Annotated in this window: 24 protein-coding genes, 1 tRNA gene and 1 pseudogene; 8 read left to right on the forward strand and 18 right to left on the reverse strand. The window is 70.1% G+C overall.

Going from position 1 to position 22,604, the window contains the following annotated elements:
* Window positions 1–35: 35 nt before the first annotated feature.
* Complete coding sequence (locus STBA_RS37160; protein WP_077059949.1) at window positions 36–593, forward strand: TetR/AcrR family transcriptional regulator; 558 nt, start codon at window positions 36–38, stop codon at window positions 591–593.
* Window positions 590–1,240: a phosphatase PAP2 family protein gene (locus tag STBA_RS37165; protein ID WP_077059950.1), complete on the forward strand. Its 651-nt coding sequence runs from the start codon at window positions 590–592 to the stop codon at window positions 1,238–1,240. Before STBA_RS37160 ends, STBA_RS37165 begins: the two co-directional genes overlap by 4 nt.
* Here STBA_RS37165 and STBA_RS16300 read toward each other — a convergent pair.
* Window positions 1,218–1,751, reverse strand: a complete 534-nt coding sequence (locus tag STBA_RS16300; protein ID WP_077059951.1) for a TerD family protein — start codon at window positions 1,749–1,751, stop codon at window positions 1,218–1,220. The genes STBA_RS37165 and STBA_RS16300 overlap by 23 nt on opposite strands.
* A gap of 184 nt (window positions 1,752–1,935) precedes the next feature.
* Between STBA_RS16300 and STBA_RS16305 the strand changes: the two genes are divergently transcribed.
* Window positions 1,936–2,637 carry a hypothetical protein gene (locus STBA_RS16305; protein ID WP_077059952.1) on the forward strand — a complete coding sequence of 234 codons (702 nt, stop codon included), beginning with the start codon at window positions 1,936–1,938 and terminating at the stop codon, window positions 2,635–2,637.
* 54 nt (window positions 2,638–2,691) lie between these two features.
* Here STBA_RS16305 and STBA_RS16310 read toward each other — a convergent pair whose 3' ends face one another.
* From STBA_RS16310 to STBA_RS16350, 9 genes are all read right to left on the reverse strand, one after another.
* Window positions 2,692–3,144 carry a helix-turn-helix domain-containing protein gene (locus STBA_RS16310; protein WP_077059953.1) on the reverse strand — a complete coding sequence of 151 codons (453 nt, stop codon included), beginning with the start codon at window positions 3,142–3,144 and terminating at the stop codon, window positions 2,692–2,694.
* 4 nt (window positions 3,145–3,148) lie between these two features.
* Window positions 3,149–4,342, reverse strand: a complete 1,194-nt coding sequence (gene dnaJ / locus STBA_RS16315; RefSeq protein WP_077059954.1) for a molecular chaperone DnaJ — start codon at window positions 4,340–4,342, stop codon at window positions 3,149–3,151.
* Between the two features lie 42 nt (window positions 4,343–4,384).
* On the reverse strand, window positions 4,385–5,083 hold the full coding sequence (gene grpE, locus STBA_RS16320) for a nucleotide exchange factor GrpE (protein WP_077059955.1): 699 nt from the start codon (window positions 5,081–5,083) through the stop codon (window positions 4,385–4,387).
* Entirely contained in the window at window positions 5,080–6,951 is a 1,872-nt protein-coding gene (gene dnaK, locus STBA_RS16325) for a molecular chaperone DnaK (protein WP_077059956.1), read from the reverse strand. Before dnaK ends, grpE begins: the two co-directional genes overlap by 4 nt.
* Before the next feature lie 85 nt (window positions 6,952–7,036).
* Window positions 7,037–8,140 (reverse strand): PP2C family protein-serine/threonine phosphatase, encoded by a 1,104-nt coding sequence (locus tag STBA_RS16330; protein WP_077059957.1) that lies wholly within the window; start codon window positions 8,138–8,140, stop codon window positions 7,037–7,039.
* Between the two features lie 7 nt (window positions 8,141–8,147).
* Window positions 8,148–8,897, reverse strand: coding sequence for a peptidoglycan recognition protein (locus STBA_RS16335; RefSeq protein WP_077059958.1), 750 nt, complete (start codon window positions 8,895–8,897; stop codon window positions 8,148–8,150).
* A 14-nt stretch (window positions 8,898–8,911) separates the two neighbouring features.
* The gene (locus STBA_RS16340; RefSeq protein WP_077059959.1) at window positions 8,912–9,556 is read right to left on the reverse strand and encodes an NAD(P)-binding domain-containing protein; all 645 of its coding nucleotides are present in this window, start codon (window positions 9,554–9,556) and stop codon (window positions 8,912–8,914) included.
* Between the two features lie 60 nt (window positions 9,557–9,616).
* Window positions 9,617–10,594, reverse strand: coding sequence for an LCP family protein (locus STBA_RS16345; protein WP_077059960.1), 978 nt, complete (start codon window positions 10,592–10,594; stop codon window positions 9,617–9,619).
* A 125-nt stretch (window positions 10,595–10,719) separates the two neighbouring features.
* On the reverse strand, window positions 10,720–11,316 hold the full coding sequence (locus STBA_RS16350) for an NAD(P)H-dependent oxidoreductase (RefSeq protein ID WP_077059961.1): 597 nt from the start codon (window positions 11,314–11,316) through the stop codon (window positions 10,720–10,722).
* Window positions 11,317–11,549: 233 nt separating this feature from the next.
* Here STBA_RS16350 and STBA_RS16355 point away from each other — a divergent pair, with 233 nt between their 5' ends.
* The 3 genes from STBA_RS16355 to dcd all read left to right on the forward strand — a co-directional run bounded on the left by STBA_RS16355 (window position 11,550) and on the right by dcd (window position 15,014).
* The gene (locus STBA_RS16355) at window positions 11,550–13,652 is read left to right on the forward strand and encodes a (Fe-S)-binding protein (RefSeq protein WP_077059962.1); all 2,103 of its coding nucleotides are present in this window, start codon (window positions 11,550–11,552) and stop codon (window positions 13,650–13,652) included.
* A gap of 2 nt (window positions 13,653–13,654) precedes the next feature.
* Entirely contained in the window at window positions 13,655–14,365 is a 711-nt protein-coding gene (locus tag STBA_RS16360; RefSeq protein WP_077059963.1) for a Yip1 family protein, read from the forward strand.
* 73 nt (window positions 14,366–14,438) lie between these two features.
* Complete coding sequence (dcd, locus tag STBA_RS16365) at window positions 14,439–15,014, forward strand: dCTP deaminase (protein ID WP_077059964.1); 576 nt, start codon at window positions 14,439–14,441, stop codon at window positions 15,012–15,014.
* On the opposite strand, the gene STBA_RS38835 is transcribed toward dcd, so the two are convergent.
* Window positions 14,928–15,167, reverse strand: a complete 240-nt coding sequence (locus STBA_RS38835) for a hypothetical protein (RefSeq protein WP_077059965.1) — start codon at window positions 15,165–15,167, stop codon at window positions 14,928–14,930. The two genes, dcd and STBA_RS38835, sit on opposite strands and share 87 nt — an antisense overlap.
* Before the next feature lie 144 nt (window positions 15,168–15,311).
* Between STBA_RS38835 and STBA_RS16375 the strand changes: the two genes are divergently transcribed.
* Window positions 15,312–15,385: transfer RNA gene (locus STBA_RS16375), tRNA-Gly, on the forward strand.
* Between the two features lie 63 nt (window positions 15,386–15,448).
* Here the strand turns inward: STBA_RS16375 and STBA_RS16380 are convergent.
* The 4 genes and pseudogenes from STBA_RS16380 to STBA_RS16395 form a co-directional block, all read right to left on the reverse strand.
* Window positions 15,449–15,838 (reverse strand): annotated as a pseudogene (locus STBA_RS16380) (tyrosine-type recombinase/integrase); the annotation flags it as partial.
* A gap of 73 nt (window positions 15,839–15,911) precedes the next feature.
* Window positions 15,912–17,438 carry a tyrosine-type recombinase/integrase gene (locus STBA_RS16385; RefSeq protein ID WP_079251965.1) on the reverse strand — a complete coding sequence of 509 codons (1,527 nt, stop codon included), beginning with the start codon at window positions 17,436–17,438 and terminating at the stop codon, window positions 15,912–15,914.
* Between the two features lie 26 nt (window positions 17,439–17,464).
* Window positions 17,465–17,638 carry a helix-turn-helix domain-containing protein gene (locus tag STBA_RS16390; protein WP_077059967.1) on the reverse strand — a complete coding sequence of 58 codons (174 nt, stop codon included), beginning with the start codon at window positions 17,636–17,638 and terminating at the stop codon, window positions 17,465–17,467.
* 56 nt (window positions 17,639–17,694) lie between these two features.
* Complete coding sequence (locus STBA_RS16395; RefSeq protein WP_107485235.1) at window positions 17,695–18,471, reverse strand: transposase; 777 nt, start codon at window positions 18,469–18,471, stop codon at window positions 17,695–17,697.
* Between the two features lie 753 nt (window positions 18,472–19,224).
* On the opposite strand from STBA_RS16395, the gene STBA_RS16400 reads away from it, so the two are divergent.
* Window positions 19,225–19,470: a hypothetical protein gene (locus STBA_RS16400; RefSeq protein WP_143659495.1), complete on the forward strand. Its 246-nt coding sequence runs from the start codon at window positions 19,225–19,227 to the stop codon at window positions 19,468–19,470.
* Window positions 19,471–19,884: 414 nt separating this feature from the next.
* Here the strand turns inward: STBA_RS16400 and STBA_RS16405 are convergent, their stop codons facing one another.
* From STBA_RS16405 to STBA_RS37170, 3 genes are read right to left on the reverse strand one after another with little or no spacing between them, the layout of a single operon-like run.
* Window positions 19,885–20,352, reverse strand: a complete 468-nt coding sequence (locus STBA_RS16405; RefSeq protein WP_077059969.1) for a DNA phosphorothioation-associated protein 4 — start codon at window positions 20,350–20,352, stop codon at window positions 19,885–19,887.
* Window positions 20,352–22,409, reverse strand: a complete 2,058-nt coding sequence (locus STBA_RS16410) for an AAA family ATPase (RefSeq protein ID WP_077059970.1) — start codon at window positions 22,407–22,409, stop codon at window positions 20,352–20,354. The genes STBA_RS16405 and STBA_RS16410 overlap by 1 nt, the downstream gene beginning before the upstream one ends.
* Window positions 22,406–22,588 (reverse strand): hypothetical protein, encoded by a 183-nt coding sequence (locus tag STBA_RS37170; protein ID WP_143659496.1) that lies wholly within the window; start codon window positions 22,586–22,588, stop codon window positions 22,406–22,408. Before STBA_RS37170 ends, STBA_RS16410 begins: the two co-directional genes overlap by 4 nt.
* Window positions 22,589–22,604 lie beyond the last annotated feature (16 nt).

A 22,604-nucleotide genomic window follows, 5' to 3' on the forward strand; every position in this document is an offset into this window, starting at 1 on the left:
GCTGCGCGGCGTGGGGCGCAAGTACACTCACGCCGATGAGCAGGAAGCCGGTCCTCGGGGACCACCTCGCGACCTCCGTGCTTGACGCCGCCGCCACCGTGCTGACCGAGCGGGGCGCATCGGCCTCCATGGCCGACATCGCGAGCGCCGCCGGCGTCGGGCGCGCCACGCTCTACCGGTACTTCCCCACCCGCGAGGCGCTGCTCGCCGCGCTCTGCGAGGCCGCGCTCGACGAGCTGGCGGAACGTATCGCCGCCGCGCGCCTGGACACCGTACCGGTCGCCGAGGCCCTGGCCAGACTCACCCGCGCCTTCCTCGGCACGGGCAGCCGCTACACCGCGTTCCTGCGCTCGGGCGGCGGCTCCGTGCCCCGCGACGAGGTGGACCGGCGGCTGGGCACGCCGGTGCTCAACCTCTTCAGGCGCGGCGCCGCCGAGGGCACGCTGCGCGGCGACGTGCCGCCCGAGGTGCTGCTCGCGCTGTACGCCGGCCTGATCGAGGCGGCCGTGCCGCTGGCCTCGCGCGGCGGCCTCGGCGTCGAGCGGACCACCGAGGCCGCCACGGGCCTGTTCCTGAACGGCGCGGTGGTGTGACCGTGCCGCGCCGCCACCTCTTCGCGTCCGTGGCCGCCACGCTGCTCGCCGCGCTGATCCTCTTCGCCGCGGTCCGGGACGGTGCGCCGTTCGGCCCCGACACGGCTCTGCACCGCTGGGTGCTCGACCACCGCACGTCCGCCGGCATCGACGTGGCCACGTTCGTCACCGACACGGGGAACCGGGTGGTCCCGCACCTCCTGGCCGCCCTGGCCGGGGCGCTCACCGTGCCGCGGGCGTGGTGGCTCGGCGCGGTGGCGGGCTTCGCGGCGCTGCTCACCGGGCAGTTGCTGCGCCTCCTCCTCGTGCACGCGCTGGACCGGCCGCGGCCCCCGGCGGAGAGCTGGACCGCGCACGTCAACAACCCGTCGATGCCGTCGGGGCATTCGACGACGGCGGCGCTGACGGCCATCGGCCTGGCCGCCGCGCTGCTGCCGTACTGCCACCGCACGGCGACCCGGGCGCTGGCCATCGCGGTGCCCGCGGCCTGGGGCGCCTCGGTCGGGCTCACCCGCGTCTACCTGGGCGTGCACTGGCCCACCGACGTCCTGGCGGGCTGGCTGTTCGCCGCCGCCCTGACCCTGCTGGTGCTGCCGCCGCTCGGCCGCCGCCTGCGGCGCTCGGTCAGGCCGGCGGAGCTCCCATGACGCGGCTGAACTCCTCGGGCCCGGAGACGTCGAAGCCGCGCACGTCCTTGCGGAACGCCCAGCCGGCGGAGCCGTCGCGGGCGAACTCGGCGACCGTCGCCGCCGTCGCGCCCGCGACCGACGCGAAATCGTCCTCCGCCAGCTCGATGTAGCCCTCCACGACGCGCACCCGCGTGCCCGCGACGTCGCCGAACGTCGTCCGCCCGCCGCGCTGCTGGATCACCACCCCCACGACCACCCGGCCGTAGGACTCGGCCAGCCGCTCGAACTCGAAGCTCATGATCTCGTCGAAGCCGAAGCCCTGACCCGTGGTGCTGTCCCGGCTCAGCGTGATGGTGCCGTCCGGGGAGCGGCTGTCGAAGTGCACGAGGTACACCGGCGCGCCGTGCGGGTCGTCCGCGCGGTAGGTGGCGGCGATGATGTCGAGGTCGTGGGCCGCCGCACCGGACGGGCTCGGGTCCCACTTGATCTGTACGTCGGCCTTCTCGATTCCCTTGCTGGGACCGCTCACCTGACATCCCCTCCAACTGCCGCAGCCGATGACTCCCTTGTCATCGTCCCACGCTGAAGCGGCCGACAAGCAACGCTTGTTACGTCCTGAGCCAGAGCGCAAGCCCCGGGGCACACGCCCGGCGCTCGGCCCCGCGCACCGACGTTCGCGAGGGGGGCGCAGCCCCGGAGGGGAAGCGGCATGAGTGACAACGAGGCGGACCGGACGGCGGCGACGGCAGACGGGGCAGGCGGACGGGCCTGATCACCGTGGCGGCGGGAACGGGGGCACCGCGGAGCAGGTCGGCGACACGGCGGGCCAGGACGCCGGGCAGGAGACGGGCCAGGACGCGGAGGAAGGCGCCGCGGACGGTACGTACGAGCTGGTGCTGCCGGAGACGAGCGGGGACTTCTCGCTGACGGACGCCGAGGCGGCGCCGCCCGAGCTGCCCGAGGCGCAGACGGCGGCCCTCGGCATCACCCTCGCCGGGGCCGCCGCCGGCATCTGCACCACGGCCGGTCCCCTGGGCGGCGAGGAGGGCGAGTCGATGATCGTCACCGGTCTGTGGGGCGAGATCGCCGACCCGGAGGCGGCCATCGCGGGCATCCACGCGATGCACGAGCAGCTGCACGCCGCGAGCGGCACCACGTCGACGGTGAGCGAGCCGGAGCGCGTCACCCCGGACGGGCTCGGCGACGCGATCACGGAGTGCCAGATGTTCGACCTCGGCGAGGGCTCGGAGGAGGGGCAGAACGGTCTCGCGCCGATGTGCGTGTGGACCGACGGCAGTTCGGTGGGCACGACGATCTTCGACAGGTTCCCCGCGGCGGACGTGGCCGGGGCTCCGCGGACGTCACCCCCGAGGAGGCCGCGGCCCACGCGGCGCAGATCCGCAACGACGCCATGACGCCACGTCGCAGGGCGGCTGACGCCACCCGCACGCCCGGCGGACCGCCGCCGGTCAGCGCCCCCGCTCGGGGCGCCAGACCACGATGGCGGCGGACTGCCGAACGTCCTGGTAGGGCACCAGGTCGCGGCGGTAGGACGCGTGGACCTGCGCCTCGCGCTGCCGCATGGCGACCGCGGCGCCCTCCACGGCCTGCTGGAGCTCGACCACCTTCGCCTGGAGCGCGGCGACCTGCGTCTGGAGCTCGATGATCCGCTTGATCCCCGCGAGGTTGATGCCCTCGTCCTGGGACAGCCGCTGCACCTCGCGCAGCAGCTGGATGTCGCGCGCCGAGTACCGGCGGCCGCGGCCCGCGGTCCGGTCCGGCGAGACCAGACCGAGGCGGTCGTACTGCCGCAGCGTCTGCGGGTGCAGCCCGGAAAGCTGAGCCGCGACGGAGATGACGTAAACCGGAGTTTCTTCGGTCAGTTCGTAGGGGTTGCTGCTCTGTCCGTTCCGGCCGTTCATCTCATTACTCTCCCTTCGCGGCCTCGAACAGCCCCGCCCTGGGGTCCTCGCCCTCTGCCGCGGCGCGATAGTCCTCCAGGGCCTTCTTCGCCTCGTCGCCCAGATCGCGCGGTACGGCCACCTCGATGGTGACCAGCAGGTCGCCGAGGGTGCCGTCCTTGCGCACCGCCCCCTTGCCGCGCGCCCGCATGGTCCGGCCGCCCGGCGTGCCGGGCGGCAGCTTCAGCGTCACCGGCGGACCACCCAGCGTCGGTACCTTGATCTCACCACCGAGCGCGGCTTCCGGGAAGGTCACCGGCACGGTGATCGTGAGATTGTCCCCGCGCCTGCCGAACACCGGGTGCGCGTCGACGTGCACCACCACGTACAGGTCGCCGTGCGGCCCGCCGCGCTCGCCCGGCGCGCCCTTGCCGCGCAGCCGGATGCGCTGCCCGTCGTCCACGCCCGCCGGGATGCGCACCTGCATCGTCCGCGAACTCGTCGCACGCCCGCTGCCCTTGCACACCTGGCACGGGTCCTGGGCGATCAGCCCGCGCCCGCGGCAGTCGACGCAGGGGTCGGTGAGCGAGAAGCCGCCCCCGCCGCCGCGGCTGACCTGCCCGGTGCCGACGCAGGTCGGGCACACGCGGGGCGTCCCGTTCTTGTCGCCGGTGCCGGAGCACGCCTTGCACGCCGCGCTGGAGGACATCCGCAGCGGAACGGTCGCGCCGGAGACGGCCTCGGTGAAGCTGAGCGTCACCTCGGACTCGATGTCCTGGCCGCGGCGCGGCTGGGTGCGCGTACCCGGCCCGCCGCGGTTGAACAGGCCGCCGAAGACGTCCCCGAGCCCGCCGCCGAACCCGCCGGCCCCGGCAGGACCGGTACCGGCAGGACCGCCGCCCGGCTGGCCGCCGCCGAACAGGTCGCCCAGGTCGAAGTTGAACTGGCCGCCCCCGCCGGGGCCCTGCCGGAAGGCACCGTTGCCGAACAGCGCGCGCGCCTCGTCGTACTCCTTGCGCCGCTTCGGGTCGCCGAGCACGTCGTACGCCTCGGACACGTCCTTGAAACGGTCCTCGGCCTTGGCGTCGCCCGTGTTGGCATCGGGGTGGTTCTCCCGGGCGAGCTTGCGGTACGCCTTCTTGATCTCGGCCTCGGTGGCGTCCTTCGGGACGCCGAGAACCTTGTAGAAGTCCTTCTCGATGAAGTCCTTGGTGCTCATCCCCGGCGCCCCTCCTTCCGCGTCGGCCCGCTCACCGCGGCGTCAGCCCTCGTCCGGGCCACCGCCGTCGTCCTTCTCGGCAGCGCTCTCCTCCTGCTCGGCCGGCTTGCCCGGCTGCGGCTCCGCGACGCCGACCCGGGCGGGACGGATCGTGCGCTCGCCGATGCGGTACCCCGGCTGGAGGATCTGCACGCACGTCGTCTCGGTGACGTCCGGCGAATAGCTGTGCATCAGGGCCTCGTGCACGATCGGGTCGAAGGGCTCGCCCTCCTTGCCGAACTGGGCGAGGCCCATCTTCGCCGCGACCATCTCCAGCGACTCGGCCACCTGCTTGAAGCCGCCGAGCAGCTCACCGTGGTCCCGCGCGCGGCCGATGTCGTCGAGCACCGGCAGCAGCTCGGTCAGGAGATTGGCCACGGCCACCTCCTTGACCGCGACCCGGTCGCGCTCCACGCGGCGGCGGTAGTTCTGGAACTCCGCCTGGAGCCGCTGGAGGTCCTGCGTCCGCTCGTGCAGCGCGGTGCGCGCCTGGTCCAGCTGGGCCGTCAGCGCGACGTCCTGCAGGATCTGGGGGTCCTGCGCCGAGGGCTGCGGGTCCGGCGTGCCGCCGTCCCCGCCGGGGGCGGCCTCGCCGCCCGGCTGTTCCTGGGGACCGGTGGCCCCTTCGGGCACCTCCGGGGTCGCCGCCTCGGCGTCGGGGACCTCGGGCTCCTTGTCGAAGCCCTGCGGGTCCTGGGTCACGCCGCACCGCCCTTCGGCTTGTCGTCGTCCACGATCTCGGCTTCCACGACGTCGTCGTCAGCGGCCCGGTCGCCGCCCTGGCCGGGCGCGCCCGCGCCGTCCCCGCCGGGGGTGCCGCTCGGGCCTTGCGCCGACTGGGCGTCGGCGTACATGGCCTGGCCGAGCTTCTGGCTGGTGGCCGCGACCTTCTCGGACGCCTCGCGGATGGCGGCCGTGTCCTCGCCCTTCAGCTGCTCCTTCAGATCGGCGATGGCGGCCTCCACCTCGGTCTTCACCTCACCGGGAACCTTCTCCCCGTTCTCCTTGAGGAAGTTTTCCGTGGTGTAGACGAGCTGCTCCGCCTGGTTCCGCGTCTCGGCGGACTCGCGGCGCCTGGCGTCCTCGTCGGCGTACTGCTCGGCGTCGCGCATCATGCGCTCGATGTCGTCCTTCGGCAGCGCGGAGCCGCCGGTGACGGTCATCCGCTGCTCCTTGCCGGTGCCGAGGTCCTTGGCGGAGACGTGCATGATGCCGTTCGCGTCGATGTCGAAGGTGACCTCGATCTGCGGCACGCCGCGCGGCGCCGGGGGCAGCCCGGTCAGCTCGAACATCCCGAGCTTCTTGTTGTACGCGGCGATCTCGCGCTCGCCCTGGTAGACCTGGATCTGCACCGACGGCTGGTTGTCCTCCGCCGTGGTGAAAATCTCGGAGCGCTTGGTCGGGATCGTGGTGTTGCGCTCGATCAGCTTGGTCATGATGCCGCCCTTGGTCTCGATACCGAGGGACAGCGGGGTGACGTCGAGCAGCAGGACGTCCTTGACCTCGCCCTTGAGCACGCCGGCCTGGAGGCTGGCGCCGATGGCGACGACCTCGTCCGGGTTGACGCCCTTGTTGGCGTCCTTGCCGCCGGTCAGCTCGCGCACCAGCTCCGCCACGGCGGGCATCCGGGTCGAGCCGCCGACCAGCACCACGTGGTCGATCTCGGACAGGTGGATACCGGCGTCCTTGATCACATTGTGGAACGGGGTCTTGCAGCGCTCCAGCAGATCAGAGGTGAGCTGCTGGAACTGCGCACGGGACAGCTTCTCGTCCATGTGCAGCGGGCCCTCGGCGGAGGCCGTGATGTAGGGCAGGTTGATCGTGGTCTCGGTGGACGAGGACAGCTCGATCTTGGCCTTCTCGGCGGACTCGCGGAGCCGCTGGAGCGCCATCTTGTCCTTGGACAGGTCCACGCCGTGCGCGTTGGCGAACTGGCGGACCAGGTGGTCCACGATGCGCTGGTCCCAGTCGTCGCCGCCGAGGTGATTGTCACCGTTGGTGGCCTTGACCTCGACCACGCCGTCGCCGATCTCCAGCAGCGACACGTCGAAGGTGCCGCCGCCGAGGTCGAAGACCAGGATGGTCTGGTCGTCCTTCTCCAGGCCGTAGGCGAGGGCGGCGGCCGTCGGCTCGTTGACGATGCGCAGCACGTTGAGCCCGGCGATCTCGCCGGCCTCCTTGGTGGCCTGCCGCTCGTGGTCGTTGAAGTACGCCGGGACGGTGATCACCGCGTCGGCGACCTTCTCGCCCAGGTAGGACTCGGCGTCCCGCTTCAGCTTCTGGAGAATGAAGGCGCTGATCTGCTGGGGGTTGAAGTCCTTGCCGTCCAGGCCGATCTTCCAGTCCGTGCCCATGTGGCGCTTGACGGAACGAATCGTCCGGTCCACGTTGGTAACGGCCTGGCGCTTGGCCACCTCGCCGACGAGCACTTCGCCGTTCTTCGCGAAGGCGACGACGGACGGCGTGGTCCTGGCGCCCTCGGCGTTGGTGATGACGGTGGGCTCACCGCCTTCGAGAACACTGACGACGGAGTTCGTCGTGCCCAGGTCGATGCCGACCGCACGTGCCATTTCGGTATCCTCCAGCTACTAGCTTGAGTGCAACTGACTCAAGACTGCCGCAGGCGGCCGCCCCCGTCAAATACCCTGAGCCGGGTCAGCTCAACTCTTGTCGTCGGCAGAGGCTCAAGGCCAGCAGCGCCACGTCATCCTGGATCGCACCGGCGAACTGGGTCACGTCCCGCCACACGAACTCCACAAGACCCGAGGTGGGCACCCGCCCCGCGGGCCACTCCCGCCCCACCGCCCCCGTGAGGCGGCCCGTCAGCGAGTAGAACGCACCCGCCGCGTCCCGCGCCTCCGTCACACCGTCCGTGTAGCCGAGCACCACGTCCCCGGGGCGCAGCGCCGCCGACGCGGCCCGCGGCGGAGCGGTCCCGGCCACCCCGAGGCCGAGCGGCGGGCCCGGCTCGGCCGGCAGCTCCCGCGCCCGCCCGTCGCGGATCAGCAGCGGCAGCGGATGCCCGCAGCTCAGCAGGCGCACCTCCCCGCCGGCCTCGGGGAACTCCAGCAGCAGCGCCGTCGCGAACAGCTCCGTCGGCTCGCTCGCGTTCTCCGCGTCCACGAGCAGCCTGCGGTCCATGCGCGCGGCCACCGCGCCGAGGTCCGCCTCGTCGAGCACCGCCTCCCGGAACGCGCCGAGCAGCGCCGTCACCGTACCCACGGCCGCGAGCCCGTGCCCCTGCACGTCCGCCACCAGGGCCCGCACCCCGTACGGGCTGGTCCGCACGTCGTACAGATCGCCCCCGACCAGCGCCCCGACCTGCGCCGCCCGGTAGAGAGCCGCGCACCGCACCCCGTCCACCCGTTCCGGCAGCGGCGGCAGCACGGCGCGCTGCACCTCCTCGGCGACGTTGCGCACCACGACGAAGTCCCGCACGTACCGCGTCCTGATCCAGGACACCACCACGCCGCCCACCGAGATCGCGCCGACCGCCCCCAGGTCCGCGTCGCTGACGTGCGGCGGCCTGGTCGCCGGCAGCACGAGCAGCAGCAGGGCGAGCACCGACAGGAGCGTCGTCATGCGCGGCCCGTACACCAGTCCTGTCAGCGGCGGCAGCGCCGCGAACAGGAACGCCAGCTGCACCCAGCCGGGCGCCAGCCACTCCGCCACGCCCACCCCGGTGAGCAGCACGAGCGGCAGCACGCGCAGCCAGCGGGGCTGGAGGCCGTCGGCGCTGCGCGCGGCGGGGCTCGCCATCGAAACGTCAGCGTCCGGCCGAGATCCGCAGCGCCGCCGCCTTCGCGCGGATGGCGGGCAGCTCGGCGTGCAGGGCGTCCCCCGGGCAGTGGGTCTGCACGATGTCCCGGTGCCCGGAGACGACGTGCAGCTCGGCCGGGTCCCCCTCGGGGACGCGGCTGTCGTCGTTCGTCGAGACCATCTCCACCCGCCCGCGCGGGTCGGTCCCCGGGCGCAGCTTCCACGCCGCGATGCGGGCGATGGCGGTGACCAGTGCGGCCGGCACGTCGCCCGCGTCGCCGAAGTCGCCGAGCGCGGCGATGCCGACGCTGTCCATGTTGAAACCGGTGGTGTGCGCCCCCAGCACGAAGCGGTCGAGGCCGCCGGAACGGCCCTCGTAGATCTTCCCGCACTTGTCGACGACGAAGTTGTAGCCCAGGTCGTCCCAGCCCATCCGGTGCACGTGGTCCGCCTGCATCCCGCGCAGCATCTCGGGCACGTCCGCGCAGTCGTAGTCGTCGGGGTGGCTGGTGTGGTGCACGAAGACCGCGCGGGCGGGGCCCGTGTAGGTGACGGCCTCGTGCCGCAGGTCCTCGTCGGCCCCCCAGGCGGAACGCGTGACCACGGCCGGCGCGGCGGCGGCCCGCTTCACCGGCGGCCAGCGGTGCTCGGCGGCGGGCGGTGCGGGCGTGGCCGCGGTCAGCTGCGGGGCGTCCCAGGTGACCACGGCTGCCACCGGCAGGATCGCGGCCCACAGGGCTATTCGGCGTGACCACACGGCGCCTCCCCGGCTCAGGGCAGGATCTTCACGGCGCTCGACCAGCCCAGGCCGAGTCGCTCCTGGGCGGCCATGTGGAGGAACTGGAAGCCCTCCAGCTCGCGGGCCCGGCGCAGCGGCCCCACGTCGAGCGGGCGCAGGCCCCCCGCGGCGGCCAGGTCGGCGACGGCGCCCTTGCCGTCCTCGTCGTCCCCCGCGATCAGCACGTCCAGCGGCTTGCCGTCGACGCGGCCGGCCAGCAGCGTGGTGGCGAAGGTGGTGTTGAACGCCTTGACCACCGGCGTTCCCGGGGCCGCGTCGGCGGCGATCTGCTCGGCGGCCGAGGTGCCGGGGGGCACCGCCAGCGAGTCGAAGGTCGAGAAGTCCACGGGGTTGCTGATGTCGACGACGACCGAGCCGGCGAGCGCGGTGCCGTACTCGGCGACCGCCTCGCGCCCGGCCGGCCAGGGCACGGCCAGCACCACGAGGTCGGCGTCCTCGACGCCGATGGCGTCGGACGCCGTGATCTCGCCGTCCGGCGCGGCCTCGCGCAACTCGTCCGCGAGCCCGGCCGCCTTCCGGGGCGTCCGGTCGATCAGCCGCACGGTGTGCCCGCCGGCCAGCGCGATGGTCGCCACGCCGCGGGCCATGGCGCCCGCGCCCACGATCGTCACAATCATTTCTCCATGCCAGCACGCCCCCGAAAGCCCCGCATCTCGGTCGGCGGCTCAGGCGGCGGCTCAGGCGGGGTGCGGCAGCGCCCGGTCCTGCCGCAGCGCGGCGAAGAGGCGGCCGGCCGGGGCGGCGTCGAGGGCGAGGCGGTCCGGCCGGGTGGGATGCGGAACGGTGGGCACGGTGCGGAACGTCACCCCGCCGTCGGGGACGGCTCGGACGTCCTTGACCAGGCCGTGCAGCTCGTCCAGCGAGTCGAGCCCGGGGTCCGCGGTGATCGCCGAGGTGACGGCCTTCAGCAGCGGGTACAGCTGCGCCGGTTCTGTGACCGTGCCCTGTGCGGTGATGCGCTCGTGGAGCAGGCCGAGGAGGTGCTGCTGGCGCTGGAGCCGGTTGAGGTCGCTGCCGTCGCCGACGTGCACCCGGGCCCTGGCGTAGGCCAGCGCCCGCTCGCCGTCGAGGAGGTGCCGCCCGGCGGACAGGTCGTGGCCCACGTTGGGGTCGCGTTCGTCCTCGGCCAGCTCCACCTCGACGCCGCCGACCGCGTCCACCACATCGGCGAACCCGTCGAAGCCGAGCACGAGGTGATGGTCGACGCGGATACCGGAGAGCCGTTCGAAGGTGAGGATCGTGCAGGCCGCGCCGCCGTGCTGGAACGCCCAGTTGAACTGGTCCCGGGCGGCCTCGCTCCGCTCGCCCCCGGCCGTCCGGCAGGCCGGGATGTCCACGACGATGTCACGCGGCACGTGCACCGCGTCCGCCCGGCGCCCGTCGCCGGAGAGGTGCAGCAGCAGCACGGTGTCGGACCGCGCGTTGCCGGTGCCGGAGCCCCGGTCGTGCCCGATCACCAGGATGTTCCTGCCCTCGCCCGGCTCCGCGGCGGGCCGCCCCGCCGCGTCCCGGTCCAGCGCCTCGGCGGCGGCGTGGTCGGTGCGGATGTTCCCGTTCAGCTTCTGGTACGCCCACAGCGCCGTGCCGGCCGTGATCGCCAGGAGCGTCCCGAAGGCCAGCAGCAGCCACCACAGGATTTTCTGACCGCGCGTCATGCGCCCATCCTGCGCGGCCCGCCGGACGCCATAAGACATTTGGGATTATTTGTCGATGGCTTCCTCCGAACGGACGCGCGGCACGACGCCAATCGGCCGACCCGCCGCGCCCTGCACGCGGGCGTTCACGAGGCGTAGGGGCGGCTCGCGCGGGCGGTGCGGAGCGCGTGGCCCCACCAGGCGAGCTGGTCGAGCATGGCCTTGGCGGCGCCGTTGCAGCCCGCGGGCTCCAGCGGCAGGCCCTCGTCGTCGAAGCGCGACCAGGCGTCGTGGAAACTGACGGTGTCCCGGACGGTGACGGCGTGCAGTTCCGCGAAGACGGGCCGCAGGTGCTCAACGGCCCGCAGGCCGCCGGAGAGCCCGCCGTAGGAGACGAAGCCGACCGGCTTGGCCTGCCATTCGCCGTGGTGCCAGTCGATGACGTTCTTGAGCGCCGCCGGGTAGCTGTGGTTGTACTCCGGCGTCACGACGGCGAACGCGTCGGCCGCGCCGAGCCGTTGCGCGAACGCGGTGTGCGCGTCGCCCGGCTCGCCCATGCCGAGCGGCAGGGCGGCGGCCGGCTCGGCGAGGTCGACGAGATCGACCGTCATGTCCTCGCGGGCGGCGGCCCGTTCGGCGAACCAGCGGGAGACGGTCGGCCCGAAGCGTCCCTCGCGGACGCTGCCGATGATCACGGCGAGGCGCAGCGGCCGTGCGTCGTGGGTGTCGTGGGCGATGGACATGGCGTATCCCTTCGGTCGGGGCGCGACGGAATGGCGCGACGGGATACAGCCTGGAACTTAAAGCTATGTTGAAGTCAAGCCCCGCCCGCGGCACCGCCACCTCACCGAGGGCATGGGCCCGGCGGGAGCGGGCAAGTTACTGTCCAGTAAGATGGCGCTGGGCTATCTTGCCAGCACGCCCGTCAGCCGTCCGCCCGCACGTCAATGAAGATCCGCAGGTTCGAGGAGCCGCCATGCAACTCGCCGCCATCGTCGTCTCGCTGGTGCTCACCGCGGTCGCCGTCGCGCTGCTCGGCCGGGCCGTGCTGCACCTCTTCCGCACCCTGCGGCTCGGCCAGCCCGTCCCCGCGGGCCTGCGCACGGACGCGTGGAAACGGCGCAGCGCCACGCTCGCCAAGGAGTTCCTCGGCCACACCCGGATGAACCGGTGGGGCATCGTCGGCGTCGCCCACTGGTTCGTGGCGATCGGCTTCTTCACCCTCATCCTGACGGTGGCCCAGGCGTACGGGCAGCTCTTCGAGGCCGACTGGACGCTGCCGCTGCTCGGCGGCTTCCTGCCGTACGAGATGTACATCGAGTTCATCGCCGCCATGACGGTCGTCGGCATCGTGACGTTGATCACCATCCGGCTGCTGAGCCTGCCGTCCCGGCTCGGCCGCAAGTCCCGTTTCGCCGGGTCCACGCCCTGGCAGGCGTACTTCGTCGAGTACGTCATCCTCACCATCGGCGTCGCGATCCTCGTGCTGCGCGGCCTCGAAGGCGCGCTGCACCACGCCGACGGCTACCAGGCGTCGTACTTCCTCAGCTACCCTCTCGTCGCCGCGTTCGACGGCCTCGGCACCGGCACCCTGCAGAACCTGGTCTACCTCGTCGCCATGATCAAGATCGGCGTCTCGATGACCTGGGCCATCACCATCGGCCTGAACACCGCCATGGGCGTCGCCTGGCACCGGTTCCTGGCGTTCCCCAACATCTGGTTCAAGCGGAACGCCGACGGCGCCGCCTCGCTCGGCGCGCTGCTCCCCATGACCTCCGCAGGCAAGCCGATCGACTTCGAGGACCCCGACGAGGACGCGCAGTTCGGCGTCTCCCGGATCGAGCACTTCTCCTGGAAGGGCCTGCTCGACTTCTCCACCTGCACCGAGTGCGGGCGCTGCCAGTCCCAGTGCCCCGCCTGGAACACCGGCAAGCCCCTCTCGCCGAAGCTGCTGGTCATGTCCCTGCGCGACCAGGCGCACGCCGCCGCCCCCTACCTGCTGGCGGGCGAGACCGGCGAGGTCACCGAACGCCCGCTGATCGGCACCGCGGCGGAGCAGGGCGTCATCGACCCCGACGTGCTCTGGTCGTGCACCACCTGCGGCGCGTGCGTCGAGCAGTGCCCCGTCGACATCGAGCACGTCGACCACATCGTCGACATGCGCCGCTACCAGGTCATGATCGAGTCGTCCTTCCCCAGCGAGGCCGGCACGATGCTGAAGAACCTGGAGCGCAAGGGCAACCCGTGGGGCCTGGCCAAGAAGAAGCGCCTGGAGTGGACGAAGGAGGTCGACTTCGACGTCCCCGTCGTCGGCACCGACGTCGAGGACCTCACCGACGTCGACTACCTCTACTGGGTCGGCTGCGCCGGCGCCCTGGAGGACCGCGCCAAGAAGACCACCAAGGCGTTCGCGGAGCTGCTGCACATCGCCGGCGTCGAGTTCGCCATCATGGGCGGCGACGAGGCGTGCACCGGCGACTCCGCCCGCCGCCTCGGCAACGAGTTCCTGTTCCAGCAGCTCGGTCAGCAGAACGTCGAATCCCTCGACGCGGCCGGCGCCAAGAAGATCGTCACCACCTGCCCGCACTGCTTCAACACCATCGCGAACGAATACCCGCAGCTCGGCGGCACCTACGAGGTCATCCACCACACCCAGCTGCTCCAGCACCTGATCGACGCGGGCCGGCTGATCCCGGTCACGCCCGTCGAGGGCCTGATCACCTACCACGACCCCTGCTACCTGGGCCGGCACAACAAGATCTACACCCCGCCCCGCGAGATCATCGGCCGCGTCCCCGGCCTGCGGAACGAGGAGATGCACCGCCACAAGGAACGCGGCTTCTGCTGCGGCGCGGGCGGCGCCCGCATGTGGATGGAGGAGCGGATCGGCAAGCGCGTCAACGACGAGCGTGTCGACGAGGCCCTCTCCCTCAACCCCGACATCGTCTCCACCGCCTGCCCGTTCTGCCTCGTCATGCTGTCCGACTCGGTCAACGGCAAGAAGAACGACGGCGCCGCCAAGGAGGACCTGCGCGTCGTCGACGTGGCACAGCTGCTGCTGGAATCGGTACGTTCATAGGCGTGGCCGTATTCAGAAGAAGGCGCGACGAGGGCAACCCGCCGCCGACGCCGTACGCCGGCGCCCCGCAGCCGTACCCGCAGGACCCGCAGTACGCACCGCACCACGGCGACCCGCACTACGGCGACCCGTACGCCCCCGGCGCGCCGGCGGCTGCCCCGCAGCCGCCCCCGCCGCCGCTGCCCTGGCGGGAGCTGCTGACCGGCGTCGTCTTCCGCCCCAGCCGCACCTACTGGCACATGCGCGACTACGCCATGTGGTGGCCCGCGCTGATCGTCACGTTCCTCTACGGCCTGGTCGCCGCCTTCGGCCTCGACCAGGCCCGCGAGGAGATCCTCGACACCACGGCCTCGACGGTCGCGCCGTACCTGCTGGTCACCGGTCTCGCCATGGTCCTCGGCGCCCTCGTCCTGAGCACCGTCACACACAATCTCGCCCGGCAGTTCGGCGGCAACGGCCTGTGGGCGCCCACCGCCGGGCTCGCCATGCTGATCATGACCCTGACGGACGTGCCCCGGCTCGCTCTCGCCATCTTCCTCGGCGGCGCCGACCCGGTCGTCCAGGTGATCGGCTGGGCGACGTGGCTCGGCGCGGGCGTGCTGTTCACCATGATGGTCAGCCGCTCCCACGAGATCGCCTGGTCCCGCGCCCTGGCCGCCTCCACGATCCAACTGCTCGCCCTGCTGATGCTGGTGAAGCTCGGCACGCTGTAGCCGCGCGGTGGTGGCCGGCCGGCCGCCCGGCGGGCGGGCGGCCGGCCACCAGCCCCTCCGGTAGCCTCGGGGCGTGCTTCTGTCAGACAAGGACATCCGTACGGAAATCGACGCCGGCCGCGTACGGATCGAGCCTTACGATCCGACCATGGTCCAGCCGTCGAGCATCGACGTCCGGCTGGACCGTTACTTCCGCGTCTTCGAGAACCATCGCTACCCCCACATCGACCCCGCCACCGAACAGCCCGACCTCACCCGCGTGATCGAGCCGCCGGGCGACGAGCCGTTCATCCTGCACCCCGGCGAGTTCGTCCTCGCCTCCACCTACGAGGTGATCACCCTCCCCGAGGACGTCGCGTCCCGCCTGGAGGGCAAGAGCTCCCTCGGCCGCCTCGGCCTGCTGACCCACTCCACCGCCGGCTTCATCGACCCCGGCTTCTCCGGTCACGTGACCCTGGAGCTGTCCAACATGGCCACGCTGCCGATCAAGCTCTGGCCCGGCATGAAGATCGGCCAGCTCTGCATGTTCCGGCTGACCTCCCCGGCCGAACACCCCTACGGCTCATCGCGCGCCGGCTCCCGCTACCAGGGCCAGCGCGGCCCGACCCCCTCCCGCTCCTACCTCAACTTCCACCGCACCCGCATCTGACCCCACCGGCACCGCACTCCGCAGCCGGGCACACCGCGGACACCGCAACAACCGCCCCGGCCCGATCCGCTCCCGCCCCAACTGCCGCAAGGGAAACCGAGCCGCAACAAAGACATGCCCCTCGGCACAACGCACCACGGTGTTGGTCTGCAACGCTTGCCTCTCCCATGCGACTTGACAACGGCGAACGCCACATTAGAGGAAGAAGCACCCCCCACCACGACGGCACTCCGACGTACACGGAGCCCACCGAGATGAGGTAGGCTACAACCCAAGACCAGCCCCCGAGCCGGTCACGCGGGCGTAGTTTAATGGTAGAACATGAGCTTCCCAAGCTCAGAGCGCGAGTTCGATTCTCGTCGCCCGCTCCAACGGTCAAGGCCCAGGTCAGAGGCAGTCTCTCCGACCCGGGCCTTCATGTTGTCCAGACCAATTTACGAGCCGCGTGCCAGATCCGTGCCAGATGCTCCGTCGCCGCGCTTCCTGGCAGCGGCTTCACGCTGCGCCCGCACCCGGGCGTCGATCCCCTCGGCCACCTCGCGCTGTCGCTCACGGTTGGAGTGCTGATAGATCATGGCCGCCTTCTCCGAGGACTGGCCCGCGCGGACCATCGTGTCCTTGAGCGTGGCACCACTCTGCGTAGAGAGGGTGTGCCCGGTGTGCCGCAGGTCGTAGAACCGGAAGTCGTCCGGCATGCCCACCCTGGCCCGCGCCTTGCGCCACTTCCGCCCGAAGGTGGACCGCCGGAACGGCTTGCCCTTCTCCCCCACGAACAGCAGGCCATCCGGCGCCTTCTCCGCGTACCAGGCCAAGTGCCTTCTAAGCACTTGGCCGCAGGTTCGAGTCCTGCCGGGGGCACACCTTCCTTCGCCCGTCCTCCCACTCCGTTTGCCCAGGTCAGCGGCCATGCCGCCGGGTGATTCCGGGGGGCGGGGACGAGCCTGCCGGAGGCCGTGCAGGTCCGGCCGCGTCCGGCTGGTACCGGGTTTTTGCGGGTGGCCGCGACGAATACGCGGCAAAGTTTTGGGCGCCCCGCATCGGCACGGGATCGAGTCCGGTGAGGTCTTGGGCGGCCTCGATGCGGCTCTGGAGGTCCTTCAGCTGTCCGGACAGGCAGCGGGCGTAGGTGGCGAGCAGAACCGGGACGCTGTTCCCCGCCCACTCGGCAGCCTGGGCCGGCGGTATGCCGTTGTTGAGCCAGGTGGTCAGGCAGGTGTGGCGCAGGTCATAGACCCGTCGACCCAGTGGGGAGGCATGCTCCGCCTCGGTGAGTTCACTCTTCCGGGCACCGGCCCAGGCCCGGCGGATCACCGAGCCGGCCAGGGCGCCGCCGCTCTCCCCCCGGAAGAGACGGTCGCCGGGCTCGAGGCCCTCCCGCTCGATGTGTTCGCGCAGGATCTTCACCAGCGCCGGATGGCAGGGTACGGGGCGTGTGTCGCCCGCGGCCCTGCCCTTCAGGTGCCGCCTGTCATGAGTGTGTCCGGAGTCGGTCCACTGTTTTCCCACTTCCGGGGTGGCGGTGTGGAACAGCAGTTCGCCCCACTGATCCGCCGCGTCCTGGTCCGGCAGCCGGGCGTCGCGGACGTGCACGGCCACGGCTTCTTCCGGCCTGGCGCCGGAGTAGTACAGGGTCGCGAAGAAGGCGTGAAGCCGTTCGCCGCCCCTGGGGCGCCTGCGGACCCAGCCCAGAAGGCGAGCGGCCTGTTCGGGGTTGATCAGGCACCGTTTGTCCACCGCTGTGGACGTCTTGGGGCTGCTCCCCCGGCCTTTGGGCAGCGGGTTGGCAGGCAGGATGCGTCGGCGAACGGCGTACTCCATCGCCACGTTGAGGATGCGGCGGGTGCGCTTGACCGTCGATGCGGCGCTCGGTGTGCCATCGAGCTTCAAGGCCAGGGCATCCAGCACGTCTTCGACCTGCTCCGGGTCTTCCCAGGCCGCCATCGTTCGGGTATTTCGCTTCACCCAACGCAGTGTCGCTGCTACCTCGGGTGGGGCCTTCTCCCGCTGATTGCGGTTGAATGCGTACTCCCGCAGCGCGGTGCGGACTTGGACATCCTCGAACTGCGTCGGCTCCTTGTGCAGCAGAGCCACGGTGGTAGCCGTGAGCGCCTTGGCGAGGTTTTTTCGGTTATTCCCAGAGGCGTGTGGCCATTTGGTATCGACGAACTGGACGGCGAAGTCGTACCAGCTGACGGAGGCCGCCTTCGACTGATGCGAAACGGGCAGGCCCGTGGTGATGCTGAACCCGACGCCCTTGCGGGTGGCCGTCATCAACTCCGAGCGGAACGCATCAGCCTGGGCCTCTGTCGTAAACGGCTGGCGGAACGCCCTTCCATCCACTACCCATCGAACGGAGTAGGTCGTCCGACGCTTTCCTTTATACGCGGAGAGCTTCCAGATCCGGACGTTGTATGTGGTCTCCATCAGGCGCTGTCCTCGCGGCTGCGGAGTCAGTCGTCGAGGTCGTCCCGCCGGACCCGCAGATCTCCGTTGGGCAGCTTGACGCAGCGGGGTGCACGTCGCTTCTGGCGCCAGTCGTAGAAAGTCGAACGGGAGATCTGCAACTCATCGCACACCTGGGTCAAGGTCAGGATCGACCGAGCGCTCCGGACAGCCGCAGTCATCGGGTGGCTCCATATCCGAAGCGCAAGGCCCGGGCTAAAGGTTGTCTCGTAAGGGGTCAGCCGTGGGCGAGGTTGTGCATGTGGGCGACGCCGATGGCCGCCCAGTAGACACCGTTGCCACGGCGGCGGCAGTCACGGAGGATCTTCCAGGTCTTCATCCGGGCGAAGACGTGCTCCACGCGGGCTCGTACCCGGCGGTGGGAGGCGTTGTGCTCCTCCTTCCAGTCCGGAAGGTGCTCCTGTCCGGCTCGGCGGCGGTGCGGAGTGATCGCGCTGGTGCCCTGGTAGCCGCCATCGGCAACCACCATCGCCTCTCCGCAGGCGGCTTCGGCGCCCGAGGCGGGGAAAGCGGTGCAGTCGTTGCGGTTGCCCGGCAGCGGGTCGCCGACGGTGAACACCAGACGGGTGTCCGCCTGGATGACGACCTGGAGGTTCGTCGAGTAGCGGTAGTTCTTCGACGGCGCTGCCACGGTGCGATCGCGGGTGGGCACCAGGGTGCCGTCCACGATCAGTACCTCATCTCGCTTCGGGCGTCGCCGCAGCGGCTGGAGGGCCAGCCAGGGCGCGTGACGGTCGATGATCCGGCCGACCGCGGCCACCGAGATGCCGAACAGCGGTGCGAGCTGCCGCATGGTGAGGTTGGTGCGGCAGTACACCGCGACCACCAGCACCCGGTCGGCCAGCGGCAGCGACCACGGCCGCCCCGGCCTGCTCTCGGCCAGCTCAGCCCCGCCGGCCTTCTCCACAGCTGTCACCAGCCGCCGGAAGCGGCCCGGCGCCAGACCGGTGAACACCTCGATCGCGTCACGACGTTCCGCACTCAGCACCTGCACGATCAGCCCAACGCACACCAGCCACAACAGTTACGAGACAACCTTTAGCGCGCAGTTGCTCGGCGGCTTCGGGACCAATGCGACCAGTTCAGCTGGGTAGCGTACGACTGGGAGCAGCCGAGGGCGGGCCTGAGCGGCCAGCCGTGAGGGGGGAGCTGTGGAACTGGTCGTCGTTATCCAGAATTTCGCTCGGGGCGGGTTGAAGACCGGGGCTGGCGTGCCCGAGAACAGATGGCCGCTGCTGGTTGAGCGCATGACTGCGGTTGAGCTAGACCTGGTGCTCGGTCAGGAGGCCGAAGACTGGGCTGCGAACAGCCACGGTCAGTTGATTCGGGCGGAGAACGACCTGGGCATGGACGGGTTGCTGCCTCCCTCGCGCTCCGGGCTGGGGCCGGTGACGCTGTACCGGCTGGGGCGCCGCTGCGGCTGGAACTACGATTTCGCCCGGGACGAGACCCATCACGGGCTGGGGGTGGCGGCCTTCGATGTCGGGCTGCCGGCGCCGCCGGCGGCGGTTTCCGTACACCTGACGCCTTACAGCGCGAGCAAGGCGTGTGCGGAGGCGGACTTCGCAGCTTCCCGGGCCTACAAGTTCGGCCCGTACGCGATGGTTGCGGGCGACGTGAACTTCAGCCCGCCGGGCCTGACCCTCGGTATGAGGAGATGCGACCGTACAACCTTGGGTCGCGGACCGTGCACACTGATCCGGCGCTCGGGCTGCCCAGATTTCCGAACCGGCAGGTGGCGTGGACCTTGGCAGCAAACGGACTCGTTGACGCGGCCTGGTGGCTCTATCAGCAGTCCGGGGACGAGGAACTGCTGCGGCCCACCTGCCTGGAGGAGCGCATCGACCAGGTCTGGGTCAGCGCGCCACTCGCTCCTGCCCTGGTCGCCTACCACCTCCTCGACACGCCCGTCGGCGCGTCCGACCACCACGGCGTGGCCATCACACTGGACCTCGGCCGCGTGGTAAAAAACGACCCGTGGGACTACCGCTGAGGCAATCCGACCATCGCGGAAATAGCGCCTTGTCAGGGCAGCGTGCCCCAATCCGTTGCCCCACTTCATCATCGTGCTGCCGCGGGGCTGCTCCGGGGGTCTCTATTCTGGTGGGGCGGGTGCGCGCCGCGCTACAACGACCCAGACCGCGTCCGGGCCACCCTCAGTCCAGCACCTACTGCGCCGGGCATGCCGACGAGACCGTCCTGCAGGTGCTGATGACACCTGCCAACCAGGAGCGCACCCGTTTCGAGAGTCCCGGAAGGTGACGGATACCTGCCGGGTACCGCGCTGATGATGTCATCGTGCTCGTCGAATGGGCGTAGAAGTTCGGGCGACTGAACCCCAGTTGTCTACGTGCGGCTCAGGGCACGCCGCCGCTCAACCCACTTCGAAACACGCTTTATCGGATTCCTACCAATCCAGGTCGCCTGTGGTGAGGATCGCCGTGGTGACGTCCGGCTGCTCGTCCGGAGACTCCAGCAAAGCTTCCATGACGAGCAAGTTGAGGACGCCGGTGAGGTCCCGCCCCCCGCTGGCGTTGAGCTCCCCTCGAATGTAGTTCAGCCCGCCGTTCGCGTACTCCTCGAAGATCCGAATGCGCTCCTTGAGCCGGTCGTCTGCGAGGATCTTGGCGTCGTCCGGGACCTCGACCGCGGCGAGGAGATCGAGAAGCACGTCGCCGAACGAGCGGTTCTCCACACGGGAGAGGTTGATGGGCTCTTCGTGCTTGTCGAACGACTCGCGGCGGCCCTTGCGCATGCCCAGCGCTGCGGCGAACATCATCACCTCGTACATGGCCGTGAAGGGGCCACTCTTGCCAGCTAGGGCAGCCATGAGCTCTTCGTGCTCGGCGGGGCGCCGGAACCGCTCCTCGGCCATTAGAGGGTCACCTCTTCCAAGACGGTGTGCTCGAAATCGCCGCGGGTTACGTACGGTACGGCCCGGTCGCCAATCGTGATCGTCTGCTCCTTGGCGTCTTCCTTGGAGGTGACCGAGCGCAGGACGTACACGCGAGAGGCTGCCGACTGGAGGTGCTCCAGAACGCGACCTCGCGCCTGGGACTGGGAGAGCAGAGTGACGATCTGCGAGGTCAGTTGGGGTAGGGATTCGGCAACCTGGTCTTGGTACTCGATGTCGAGGTTACCGAAGGGCGCGTCCATGACGACGGGGTAGATCCCGCCCTCGTCAAGGTTCGCCTCGTCGGCCTTCTGCTTGCGGTTGTGGATCTGCTTGGCCATCTCGGAGACAGCACCGACGAACGACAGGCCGAGGATCTGGTTCTCACCCGTGCTTCGGATCGCGGCGGGGCCTGCAGCGGTGGCATGGAGTTTCAGCTCGAAGTCGGGAGTCAGCTCAGGGGTGAAGGGCTTGATACAGATCCGGGAGAAGACCCTTTTGACCCTGGCGTCGAGTTGCTGACCCACCTCGGCCGTGCGTACGTCGAGAATGCGACGGAATGCCTCCAGCACCTCGTCTACCAGCGCCACCTGGCGCTGCAGGCGCTGGGCCTCGGCATCTTCGACCTTCGCGGCGTGGAACTGCCGGCGCAGGCGGGTGATCTCTTCCTCCAGACGTTCCTTGTCCCGTTGTGCATCCCGGTGAGCTCCGAGCGCCCCGACGCGCTTGTCGTCGTACTCCTTGCGCCGGTCTTCCAGCTTCTGGACGTCGACGACGTCGACGCCTTTCAGCTGTCGGGCGATGTCGCTCTCCTCGGCGTCGAGGTCGTTGATTTTGGCCTCGGCTGTCTGGAGGTCCGCGCTGATCTGGCGCAGTTCTTCCAGGAGGGCCTTGCGGGCGTCGATGAGTCGCGCCGCGTTGCCGCGGAGGTTCATCCAGCGGGCTTGGACGTCGGCCAGTCCAGCGTTCTCCAGGCGTTCGAGCAGAGCGGTGTGGCCGGCGGAGTCGGGTGGCACGGGAGTGCCACACATGCAGTAGCCCTCTTCCAGGAGCCCGGTGATGTAGTCGCGCTGGATCCCAGCGGGGAGTTCCTGGCGTTTGCGCATGCCCTCGGCGAGGTCGATCACGGTCTGGTCGACGCCGGAGGTGAAGGCGATGAAGCCTCGCTCGGCCAGCGCTCGTCGTTGCTTCTCCTGGAGCTCTTGGTAGCGGGTCTTCTCCTGCTCCAAGTCCTTGGCCAGCCGCACTCTACGCTGCTGGAGGGGCGCTGCTTGGCCGTTTTCCAGTAAGGCCTTACTGGCCGCGTCAACCTCGCGCTGGTAGGCGGAGATGTTGGCCGATAGTTTGAGCAACTCGTTGTCGATGGCGAGCTTCTGGCCTTCGAGTTTCTCCTGCGCCTCGGCCAGCTGCTGGAGGCGCCCACCGCCGAGCTTTTTGGCTGCGGCGGTGAGCTTACGGGACGCTGCCGGCAGGTGATCATCGATAGCTCGTTCGATCATCTCCAGACCCATGAGGGTCTTGATGGCGTCCTGAACGTCACCGGTACCGTCTCCGGTGAACATCCGTTCCATGCGTTCGCCGTTGAAGAAGAAGAACCGACGTAGCCCCTCTGGGAGGATCTTCTCGATCCGGTCCTGGCCGTTCAAGACCTCGAGGCTTTCGCCGTGCCGAGTCTCGTTCACGGTGAGGGTGGGGCGCGGCAGGTCCTGGGCGTCCGAGTCCTTGATCGCCCGGACCTCTCGCAGGACCGTGAACAGCGCTCCCTCATGCTCGAACTCCACTCTCACGGCTGCGTGTACTGATGCGCCGAAGGCCGCGTCCCCCCAGGCGCGGTCGTTGATGATCCGGTCCTGGTGCTCAACATCGTTCGTGAACGTGCCGTACAGGGCCCAGGTGAAGGCGTTGAGCAGCGTGGTCTTGCCAGCGCCGTTCATGCCGAAGATCAGCACGGCTGGTTTATCGTCTGTGACGTCGAGCTTGAGCACGTGCCGACTGTGGAAGACACGGAAATTCTCGACGGTGAGCTTCAGCAGCTTCACTTGGCGTGCTCCTTGGCCGCCTCGATGATCTTGTTGGTGAGCAGGGTCGGGGTCTTCACGTGGAGGTACTCGCGCTCCAGTTCCAGTACACGTTTGGCCAGTATCCGGGCCTCCGGCGACAGTTTGTTCAGGATCTCCTTCGCTGTCTCCTGAGCGTTCATCGCCCTCTCCTTGCTCACTCGCTCGTTCATCGGC

This window comes from Streptomyces sp. MP131-18 (assembly GCF_001984575.1).
Lineage (GTDB): Bacteria > Actinomycetota > Actinomycetes > Streptomycetales > Streptomycetaceae > Streptomyces > Streptomyces johnsoniae.